This window comes from Vibrio chagasii, assembly GCA_041879415.1.
GTDB lineage: Bacteria > Pseudomonadota > Gammaproteobacteria > Enterobacterales > Vibrionaceae > Vibrio.
The window spans coordinates 3,125,604-3,135,743 of record CP090851.1 but is presented as its reverse complement, the minus strand read 5'-3'; the positions used below and the strand labels follow the sequence as shown (position 1 = coordinate 3,135,743).

Genomic DNA, 10,140 nt, shown 5'->3' with positions numbered 1-10,140 from the left:
GCTAGCGTTTTGTGATTTACATCTCAATCGCTAGGGGTGCGTACTATACTCGCACCGTTTTGAGAGTCAAGGGTTATTTTCAAACTCTTTTTCTCTACCGATTTTTCTGTGTGACTTTCGTCTCACTCCGTGTCGGTGAGGCGGCATTATAGAGAGATTGAGTTAGAGCACAAGGGCTTTTTGAAATAAAAGTTTTGTTCGCCTAAAAAGCCACCAGATCCGCATTTTTCGAATAAAAACTAAACATTTGAGACGTATCACAGCAATACATTGGAAAATTGCAAGGCATGAACGTAAGATTCATGTGTCTATTTTGTTAATGGTAGATGCGTCTATTTCGTTTATTAATATGTAGTATTCCGATATGAACTCAAAAAAATCGATGTTGTTAATTGTCGCACTGGCTGTATTAGGCGGCATTGTTTTCTCTCAGGTAGATATATCGCCTGCAATTACCTTTATCCTTGGTGTCTTGGCTTCCGCTTTTGTTGTTAACTTTTCAAGCACCGACTCAAAATCAGATTCAGAAACTAAAGCTTCAACGAAAACGCTTTATGTGGGTAACCTTCCATACAAGGCGAACGAATCGCATGTTCGTGAACTATTCTCAGAACATGGTGAAGTGTTTGCAGTACGCTTAATGAAAGACAAGCGCACTGGTAAAAGAAGAGGCTTTGGATTTGTTGTTATGGCAAGTAATGATGTGAATCATGCAATCTCTGCTCTTAACGACAAAGATTACATGCAACGAACTTTAAAAGTACGTGTTGCAAATGATCCTAAGCATCCTGAAGCGGACGAATCTGAACAGAACTAAACCCTAACTGCTTCAACATACTATTTAGTGCACTTTCTTTATTGGGAAGTGCACTACAAAAAACCTCTCGCACTCCCCCTTCTTCATGACCACTTTCTAACCCCAACAAATCTTGGACTCGTTTAGCTATCGCTTTGCCCGAATCAACCAATACCACGCTTTCACCTAATACTTGCTGAATCTCAGACTTTATTAGTGGGAAATGAGTGCAGCCTAAAACAGCAACATCAATGACATTAATCATCGGCTGAAGGATTTGCTTGAGCTCTTCTATATTGATTGCCTCTCCTCTGAGCTTATCTTCGGCCATATCCACCAGCCGAGTCGAGCCCAAAAGTTCAACCCTCTTATTAATAGAGAAGTTCTTGATCAGTTCATGTGTGTATTCACGGGTGATGGTTGCCGGAGTAGCAATAAGGCCAACAGCTTTATTCGCTAATAAGGAAGCAGGCTTGATCGCCGGGACTACCCCAACGATTGGAATGACATTATTAGCACGTAGTGTAGGGAGAACAATCGTACTGGCGGTGTTACATGCAATAACGACGATATCAATGGCATGACTCGCCACGAAACTGGCTACAATACTCTGAACCCGACGAATGAGAACCTGCTGATCGAGCTCGCCATACGGGTAAGCTTCGTTGTCGAATACATAGATATAGTTATGATTGGGTAATAGCTGACTTATCTCTTTATAGACAGATAACCCACCTACCCCAGAATCAAAGACCAATATGTTTTTTTGCAGACTATCCGACACAACGATTACCTATATGTAGTTTCGCAGCAATAATACCCCTTCACTTAGTTTTCGCCAATCCTCAGCTATACAATGCAAGCTCGATAACGTTGATGTACAAAGCGCTCACCTTGCTCTATCACTTCGAGCTCTATATCAAGCTTTCCTTTAAAGCATGGCGCTGAGGTCACTAAGGTATGGAACTCGCCATCTTCACCACACGGATCCACATGGTTCGGTAAGCTTGCTATTAACTCATCGGTATATTTCAGCCCGCAGTAGCTAATTTCTAATGCGTTACTGTCGACAGTGACGAGAAAAGTTTCGATGCCTCTATCTATTATCTCTTGTGCTAGCGCCTGACTACTCTCTCCCATAAGAGGAAACACACACTCCCAGCCTGCAGGTTCAATATAGCTTCTTCTATAGTCCGCAATGCCGTTACAAAACATATCACCGAATGCGACGGCATCAATCGCTAAGCCTGAATCTTTAAGTGCCGACACAATTATACTTTGGTAAACCTCATTACTTGGGAACACTTCCGGAAGCTCGATTGTGATGAGTGGCAAGCCGATCAACTTTGCTTGCATTGCTACTACGTCTATAGGAGTTACTTGGAAAGGAACTTCATCTCCAACATAAGTCGTATAGAGTGCAACAACTTCATATTCGCTGCTTTCAAGTAACCGCTCGAGGGTGAGTGTAGAGTCCTTACCTGATGACCAGCTTATGACGACTTTCTTTTTCATTGATATACCCAATAAGAAAAAACCGCCCGAAGGCGGTTTAGGTGTTAATTAGAATTGGTAAGTAGCATTCACGTAATATGTACGCTCCGGCGATGGGTATCCACCAGCAGTTTCATACTCTTCATCTGTTAAGTTATCTACTCGACCATTTAAGGTTAGGTTTTCATTAGCATAGTAGTTAACTGAAACATCGAACAAGCTATATGCCGAAAGCTCTTCAGAGAAGTCAGGTCGTTCACCTACATATTGGTAACCTAGCGAAACATCAACTTCATCGAAACTAGCCACTGCATTATATTTGTAAATCTTCTTAGCTCGGCGTGTCAGCTGCTCACCAGATTGATTTTCTGGATCTTGGAAGTTAGCGCTCACTTGATGATTGATAAAGCTGGTATCAAACCCAACAACCATTTCCACACCACGTAGTTGGCTTTCGCCATCGGTATTGTAGTACTTGCTTGTCGCATAGTTGTAATCGATGAGGTCTTCGACATTCGTGTCATAGCCAGTAATCGACCAATCAACATCCTTGATTAAGCCACCAAAGGTTAGCTCAAATGAATCTGCCTTTTCAGCTTCTAACTGGGCATTGCCGTAGTAGCTATATAGTTGATACAAGTTAGGTGCTTTGAAGGATGTACCATAAGCTGCTTTAACAACAAGCCACTCAGCATAACGATAGCCTAGCCCTGTGTTGTAAGTAGTTTCTGTACCGAACTGCTCATTGTCATCAACACGAAGACTCAGTTCTCCGAACACTTTATCCGCATCTGCGTTTAATGCAGCGAAGTACGCAACATTCGTTCTGTCGTATTCAGTATTCGAAGGCTTAACAATATAAGCCTCATCACGCCAATCTACACCGCCACTAAGAGTCAGTGCCGAAGTCAGTTTGTATGAATTCACCCATTGAACATTTAGCTGTTCAAGCTCATCAGATGTTGCTGACGCTGAGTTCTTGCCTAAAGACTGTTCGTAGTTCCAGTTATCTTGATTCTGATAGTTAACTAGGAAATCAGACTTAAGCTCGCTGCCACTATATTTAACTCCAGCAGCAAAGGTAGAGTTCTGAACTTCTGCCTCTTTGTAAGAGTGGACAGGTGCTCCCGTTGTATAATCAACATAGGAACCATCATATTGAGAGATAGTCTCGAACATGCGGAAGTTAGCAAAACCACTCCATTGCTGATCAAAATTATGAACATAACCAATTAGAGCATTTCGTGATTCAAAGCCATGTCGGTCACCATCATTTATTCCCGGCATAGGATGAACGTTGTATCCCTCATCGGAGTCGTAGCCAACAGATACGTTTAAGTGACCATTTTCACCAACCTTGGTACCACTAACAAAGCTCAGCTCTTCGTAATCTAGACTTCCCAAGCCTGCACTTACCGCCGTTTCTTCATTATCAGAGTTTGCAACGGTAATAATATTGATAACACCGCCGATCGCTTCTGAGCCATACATAGCGGCACGAGCTCCTCGAACGTATTCCACACGATCAACGAACGTAATTGGTAACTGGCTAAAATCGACACCACCTTTCGCAGCTCGCGCAAAACGAATGCCATCAATTAGAACAAGAACTTGATCAGAGTTAGCACCACGAACAAAGATCGAAGCCTGCTGACCTCGACCTCCATTTTGTGAAACCTGAATACCCGTCAATCGTCTAAACACATCTGTTAGAGACTTAGCTTGGATTCGATCGATATCTTGGCGTGTTACTACTTCAACTTGAGCGACAACACTTTCCGTGCTTTGCTCAAAACGGTTCGCCGTAACCACCATGGTTTCATCGGCAGATGCTTGTTGGGCGTGTAAATTGGAGATAGGTGAAAGCAGCGATGCTACAGCAACCGCTAAAAGGGATTTGTTCATGTTGTGATCCTAAATCGCGTAAATTCCTACCAAACCACATGTCATGGTTTAGCCGCTGGCAGGTATTCGGACTCAAGAGCACAACCTTATGGTTACCTGATATTCGACTTCCCACAAAAAGCTATTTGCAGTGTCTGATGAATACTCGTTCTCTTTTACCGCTGCGCGTCAGTTCTGGATTCACACCAGATTCCCTCTTCAGCCATCTATACATCTAAATGGCACCAGCTTGCCCGAGATAGTATTGACCTATGAATCATTTGTCTAGTCTAAGATAGTTATAAGCTATAGTTTTCATGGTCGATTTACATTGAATGGCGCTCAACACTGGACAAGCGCCTGTGATTGAATAAAATCTGCGCTCTTGATTTAAAAGCACGACAGCAAAAGGCATAACCATGGCGAATTTAGATGTAAACCCGCAACGCTACCAAGAACAACTGGCAGAAAAGACTGAGCGTCTTACTGAAATGTTCTCAGAATATAATGTGCCTGAGCTGGAAGTGTATGAATCTCCAGAACAACACTACCGCATGCGTGCAGAGTTCCGCGTGTGGCATGAAGGTGACGATATGTATTACGTCATGTTCAATCAAGAAACTAAAGAAAAATACCGCGTAGACCAGTTCCCTGCTGCTAGCCGTCTTATCAATGACTTGATGCCTTTGTTAGTCGATGCAATGAAAGACAACCACTCTCTACGCCACAAGCTATTCCAAGTCGACTTCCTATCTACGCTTAGCGGTGAGATTTTGGTGTCTCTGCTTTACCACCGTCAACTAGGTGAGCAGTGGATTCAAGATGCTAAAGCGCTAAAACAGCAATTGAACGACGAAGGTTTCAACCTAAACCTGATTGGTCGTGCTCGTAAGATGAAGATCGTATTAGACCGTGATTACGTTATTGAGAAACTAGACGTAAATGGCGATAGCTACATCTACCAACAAGTAGAGAACAGCTTCACTCAACCAAACGGTAAAGTGGCTGAGAAAATGTTGGAGTGGGCCGTTGACTGTACTCAAGACAGCAAAGGCGATCTGCTAGAGCTTTACTGTGGTAACGGTAACTTCTCACTAGCACTGGCACAAAACTTCGAGCGTGTATTAGCAACTGAGCTAGCGAAACCATCAGTTGAATCAGCGCAATACAACATTGCAGCCAACAAGATTGATAACGTTCAGATCATCCGTATGTCTGCGGAAGACTTTACGGTAGCGATGGAAGGCAAGCGTGAGTTCCGCCGCCTGCAGCAAGCAAACATCGATCTGAAGAGCTACAACTGCAACACTATCTTTGTTGATCCACCACGTTCAGGTATGGATGTAGATACTTGTAAGATGGTTCAAGGCTACGAGCGCATCATGTACATCTCTTGTAACCCTGAAACATTGAAAGAGAACTTGGAGATCCTAAGCGAAACACACGACATTACTCGTTTCGCTCTATTCGACCAGTTCCCTTACACACACCACATGGAAGCTGGCGTATTCCTAGAGCGTAAAGCGTAATACTCGCCCTCCTAATCTAGGTAAAAGCCAAACTGCAGATACAAAAAAACGAGCCGAACGGCTCGTTTTTTTATTTATAGGTTGGCTTAAGCTGTCTTACCGATAAAACCTAACTTCTTACCAACCCAAGCAAGCAGTAACATTGCGACGATAATCGCGAAGAAGTTTGAACCCGCATCTGGGTGTTGTGCTTTCACAAACGCAGAGTGACCAAATGCGCCCACGAAGAAACACGCCAAACCTACTAGCGGGATATCTTCCGATACTGGGTTAGTTAAGTACTCTTGGTAAAGTGCTTGTACAGCTAAAACTAAAGCAATCAGTGGGAAGATTGAGAAGCCCACTTCGCTCATTGTTACCCAAGATAAAAGTGCATCGCCACACACACCAGCAATCAGAGCCAGTACCAGTGTTTTTCTTTCTGAGCCACGGTTTACAGTATTATTTTCATTCGACATTATTCTATCCCGCCTTTTAATCGGTTACGTTCACGTTCTTTACGATACCAAAAAGCCCCTTTGGCCATCATTCGCAATTGCATGATCAAGCGCTCAGCCAGTTCGTCTCGCTGACGTCGATCTAAATCTAATGCTTCTGCCCCTGAGTTAAAGACCAATATGACCGAAGCTTCGGCTTGCGTAAAAGCTTCATCTCGTGTCATGCCAGTCGTGATTAGGTATTCGGTTAACTCCGCAGAAAAGTGCTGTATTTCACGAGCCACCGCTGTACGAAACTCAAATGAAGTTCCTGAGCGCTCTCGCAATAACAGTCTGAATACGTTAGGGCTGCTTTCAATGAACTCCATAAAGGTTTCAACCGATGTGCGAATAACACTGCCTTCTTTTACTATACGCTGCCTAGCTTGACGCATTAGCTGGCGCAATAGTAAGCCACCCTCATCTACCATGGTTAAGCCAAGCTCATCCATGTCTTTGAAGTGACGATAAAAGGAAGTCGGTGCTATTCCAGCCTCACGAGCGACTTCTCTCAAGCTTAGGTTGGAAAAACTACGATCTGCACTGAGTTGGCTAAATGCTGCATCGATTAAGCTGCGACGAGTTTTTTCTTTTTGCTGTGCGCGAATGCCCATTGGTTTCATACTTTATCAATTTCTTCTTTTACAGCCTAAACAGGCATGTCTAATACTCTGTTCAATATAACGCGAATCACTTATTTATATAAGATACTCCGGTTATATAAGACACCAAACACGCCTCTTTGTTCACGTACCGCAGTAAATACGTTCGCAGAAAAAATTTCAATATCCACACCGCCATTTGGAGACATACGACATACCAAATATTATTTTTTCGCTAGCACTGCGTGATCCCGCCGACTCTCTGATGTCCTTTTCATGTACGCAAGAACAGAATCAGTTAAAATCCCGCTACAGCAATGTTAATCAAATATAACAAGGAAGATATCTATGCCACACTCCAACCACTTTGATGTAATCGTAATTGGTAGTGGCCCCGGAGGCGAAGGGGCAGCGATGGGATTAACCAAAGCCGGGTTGAACGTTGCAATCATTGAAAAAGAGAGCAGCGTTGGTGGTGGTTGTACCCACTGGGGAACCATTCCTTCAAAAGCTCTGCGTCATGCTGTAAGCCGTATCATCGAATTTAATAACAACCCTCTGTTCTGTCAGAACAACAAAAGCATTCACTCGACGTTTTCCAATATTCTGGGGCATGCGAAATCCGTTATCGATAAACAGACACGACTGCGCCAAGGCTTCTACGATCGTAACCAATGTACACTAGTATTCGGTACAGCGCGCTTTATTGATTCTCACTCTATTTCTGTAATGCAAAGTGATGGTACGGAAGAGCACTACAGTGCTGACAAGTTTGTCATTGCGACGGGTTCTCGCCCTTATCAACCAGAGAACGTCGACTTTCTGCATGAACGCATCTACGACAGCGACTCTATTCTTTCTCTTAAACACGACCCTCAACACATCATCATCTATGGTGCTGGTGTTATCGGTTGTGAGTACGCGTCTATCTTCCGTGGTTTGGGCGTAAAAACCGATCTCATTAATACTCGAGATCGCCTGTTGTCATTCCTAGATAATGAAACCTCTGATGCGCTTTCTTACCACTTCTGGAACAGTGGCGTTGTAATTCGTAACGATGAAACTTTCGAGAAAATCGAAGGGACTGATGATGGCGTGATCATTCACCTAGAGTCAGGCAAAAAGATGCGTGCAGACTGCTTACTGTATGCCAATGGTCGAACCGGTAACACTGACAAACTGAACTTAGGTGCGGTTGGTCTAGAGGCAGACTCTCGTGGTCAGGTATCAGTAAACACCAATTACCAAACCAACGTTGACCATGTATACGCGGTCGGTGATGTGATTGGCTACCCTAGCCTGGCAAGTGCTGCTTATGACCAAGGTCGTTTTGTTGCGCAAGCGATTGTTAAAGGTGAAGCAGAAGGTCACTTGATTGAAGATATCCCAACGGGAATCTACACCATCCCTGAAATTAGCTCTGTTGGTAAAACCGAGCAAGAGCTGACAGCAGCGAAAGTACCTTATGAAGTTGGACGTTCTTCATTCAAACACTTAGCTCGCGCTCAAATCGCGGGCAAAGACATCGGTAGCTTGAAGATTCTGTTCCATCGTGAAACCAAAGAGATTCTAGGTATCCACGTATTTGGTGAGCGTGCCGCAGAAATTATTCACATCGGCCAAGCAATCATGGAGCAAAAAGGCGAAGCGAATACTATCGAGTACTTCGTTAATACCACCTTTAACTACCCTACAATGGCTGAGGCGTATCGTGTTGCCGCTCTTAACGGCCTTAACCGTTTATTCTAAATAAAGAACTAGTAGGAGTATTTGACCACCCATAGGCCAAATACATAAACAGCAAGCCATGAGCTTGCTGTTTTTATTTAAGGTATTGAAAAATATAGCACCAAGAGTAATTAGATCATGATGTTCTAAATGCCCTTTGACCTGTACACCTTTTATTTTTACCCATTATAACTAGGCGAGAAATTCGCCCTTCTTCCACTGAGAAACAAATAACACACCAAGGCCAATACCGCGCATTGCCATAAAACTCAGCATCGCAAGCCACAGAGCATGATTTTCTAAACTGGACGCTAGGAAGAAAATCGCAAAGAAACTGCAGGTCGCGACAAACATACTATTACGCATGTCCTTGCCTTTGGTTGCTCCAACAAAAATACCATCGAGTAAGAAGCACCACATTGAAACCAGCGGCATTGCGATTAACCAAGGCAGATACACCTCAGCTTGGCTTTTTACATCTGGGATGGTGGTGATCATATTGATTAAGTTAGACCCAGCTATCGCGAACACTATGGTCAGAACCAAACAAATATTGAAGCTCCAGAAGAAGGTACCGATCAACGACTGATTTAATTCATCTTTGTCTTTCGCTCCTATCGCCTTGCCCACCATAGCTTCCATCGCATACGCAAAGCCATCCATTCCGTAAGAGATGATCATCAGGAAACTCATCAATACCGCATTGGCAGCCACGACATCATCACCAAAGCTTGCTCCTTGGAAAGTCATGAAAGTAAACGTGGCTTGCAGACACAGGGAACGCAGGAAAATATCGCGATTCAGTTTTACGAAGCGACTTAATCCTTGGCTGGTTTTCTTAATCAAAGTCCACGGATCTGGCAACTGTCTCTTTAGCCAGATCCGATAAACGCAGAGCAGTCCAAACGTTAGACCTGCATAGTCAGCCAATACCGATGCCAGTGCAGCACCTTCCACCTGCCAGCCGAGACCAATCACAAAAACAACGTCTAACACGATATTGGTGATGTTAGTAATAATCACCATCCACATCGGCGCTTTCGCATTCTGAGTTCCAAGTAGCCACCCCAAAATAACGAAATTCGTCAGTGCTGCCGGTGCACTCCATGCTCGAATGGAGAAATACTGTTGACCGTAATGCTTCACTTGGTCACTGGCGCTACTTAATGAAAAAACCAGATCAGCCACTAAGCCATGTAATAGCAAGAAGACACCAGCAAACCCGAGAGCCATGGTCACGCCCTGCACGAAGACCAAACCAAGCTGCTTGCCATCATTTGCACCGTAAGACTGTGCGGCAAGGCCGGTTGTCGACATACGTAAGAAACCAAGCAACCAAAAGGTCACACTGATCATGGTGCCACCTAACGCTACACCTCCTAGGTACCAAGAATGTTCTAAGTGACCGATAACAGCAGCATCCACTAAGCCCAGCAGTGGAACAGTGATATTAGAAAGCACCATCGGGATCGCGAGCAACAGCACTTGTTTGTGCATTGCTTGATTGGATAGCGTTTGAAAAATAGTTGGGGAATTAAATAGCTTCACGACCACCTCTTTGATTAGAGGCGATAGTTTAACCTAGTGAGTGTGCTTTCACTATGTTGTGAAATTTTGGCTTATAACAGATG

The 10,140-nt window shown here is 43.9% G+C and carries 9 protein-coding genes and 1 riboswitch; of the genes, 3 read left to right on the top strand and 6 right to left on the bottom strand.

Translation table 11 applies throughout. From position 1 onward, the window contains the following. Positions 1 to 364 precede the first annotated feature (364 nt). On the top strand, positions 365 to 817 hold the full coding sequence (locus tag L0991_14130) for an RNA-binding protein (protein ID XGB62482.1): 453 nt from the start codon (positions 365 to 367) through the stop codon (positions 815 to 817). Here the strand turns inward: L0991_14130 and murI are convergent. The 3 genes from murI to btuB are packed head-to-tail and all read right to left on the bottom strand — an operon-like array spanning position 780 to position 4,195. Beyond that, positions 780 to 1,586, bottom strand: coding sequence for a glutamate racemase (gene murI / locus L0991_14125; GenBank protein ID XGB63907.1), 807 nt, complete (start codon positions 1,584 to 1,586; stop codon positions 780 to 782). The two genes, L0991_14130 and murI, sit on opposite strands and share 38 nt — an antisense overlap. A 59-nt stretch (positions 1,587 to 1,645) precedes the next feature. Next, on the bottom strand, positions 1,646 to 2,311 hold the full coding sequence (locus tag L0991_14120; protein ID XGB62481.1) for an adenine nucleotide alpha hydrolase: 666 nt from the start codon (positions 2,309 to 2,311) through the stop codon (positions 1,646 to 1,648). Between the two features lie 48 nt (positions 2,312 to 2,359). Then, positions 2,360 to 4,195, bottom strand: coding sequence for a TonB-dependent vitamin B12 receptor (gene btuB / locus L0991_14115; GenBank protein XGB62480.1), 1,836 nt, complete (start codon positions 4,193 to 4,195; stop codon positions 2,360 to 2,362). 39 nt (positions 4,196 to 4,234) lie between these two features. Further along, positions 4,235 to 4,439, bottom strand: a riboswitch (cobalamin riboswitch). A gap of 154 nt (positions 4,440 to 4,593) precedes the next feature. On the opposite strand from btuB, the gene trmA reads away from it, so the two are divergent. After that, positions 4,594 to 5,703: a tRNA (uridine(54)-C5)-methyltransferase TrmA gene (gene trmA / locus L0991_14110; protein XGB62479.1), complete on the top strand. Its 1,110-nt coding sequence runs from the start codon at positions 4,594 to 4,596 to the stop codon at positions 5,701 to 5,703. 86 nt (positions 5,704 to 5,789) lie between these two features. On the opposite strand, the gene L0991_14105 is transcribed toward trmA, so the two are convergent. Both L0991_14105 and fabR read right to left on the bottom strand, forming a co-directional pair. Then, the gene (locus tag L0991_14105) at positions 5,790 to 6,161 is read right to left on the bottom strand and encodes a YijD family membrane protein (GenBank protein XGB62478.1); all 372 of its coding nucleotides are present in this window, start codon (positions 6,159 to 6,161) and stop codon (positions 5,790 to 5,792) included. After that, positions 6,161 to 6,802, bottom strand: coding sequence for an HTH-type transcriptional repressor FabR (gene fabR, locus L0991_14100; protein XGB62477.1), 642 nt, complete (start codon positions 6,800 to 6,802; stop codon positions 6,161 to 6,163). The genes L0991_14105 and fabR overlap by 1 nt, the downstream gene beginning before the upstream one ends. 327 nt (positions 6,803 to 7,129) lie before the next feature. Between fabR and sthA the strand changes: the two genes are divergently transcribed. Further along, the gene (sthA, locus tag L0991_14095; protein ID XGB62476.1) at positions 7,130 to 8,530 is read left to right on the top strand and encodes a Si-specific NAD(P)(+) transhydrogenase; all 1,401 of its coding nucleotides are present in this window, start codon (positions 7,130 to 7,132) and stop codon (positions 8,528 to 8,530) included. Between the two features lie 171 nt (positions 8,531 to 8,701). On the opposite strand, the gene dinF is transcribed toward sthA, so the two are convergent. Beyond that, positions 8,702 to 10,057 carry an MATE family efflux transporter DinF gene (dinF, locus tag L0991_14090; protein XGB62475.1) on the bottom strand — a complete coding sequence of 452 codons (1,356 nt, stop codon included), beginning with the start codon at positions 10,055 to 10,057 and terminating at the stop codon, positions 8,702 to 8,704. Positions 10,058 to 10,140: the final 83 nt, after the last annotated feature.

Coding starts and splice junctions, on each gene's coding strand:
- L0991_14120 (XGB62481.1), bottom strand. CDS start 2,311: ATGAAAAAGAAAGTCGTCATAAGCTGGTCATCAGGTAAGGACTCTACA.
- sthA (XGB62476.1), top strand. CDS start 7,130: ATGCCACACTCCAACCACTTTGATGTAATCGTAATTGGTAGTGGCCCC.
- btuB (XGB62480.1), bottom strand. CDS start 4,195: ATGAACAAATCCCTTTTAGCGGTTGCTGTAGCATCGCTGCTTTCACCT.
- fabR (XGB62477.1), bottom strand. CDS start 6,802: ATGAAACCAATGGGCATTCGCGCACAGCAAAAAGAAAAAACTCGTCGC.
- L0991_14105 (XGB62478.1), bottom strand. CDS start 6,161: ATGTCGAATGAAAATAATACTGTAAACCGTGGCTCAGAAAGAAAAACA.
- trmA (XGB62479.1), top strand. CDS start 4,594: ATGGCGAATTTAGATGTAAACCCGCAACGCTACCAAGAACAACTGGCA.
- L0991_14130 (XGB62482.1), top strand. CDS start 365: ATGAACTCAAAAAAATCGATGTTGTTAATTGTCGCACTGGCTGTATTA.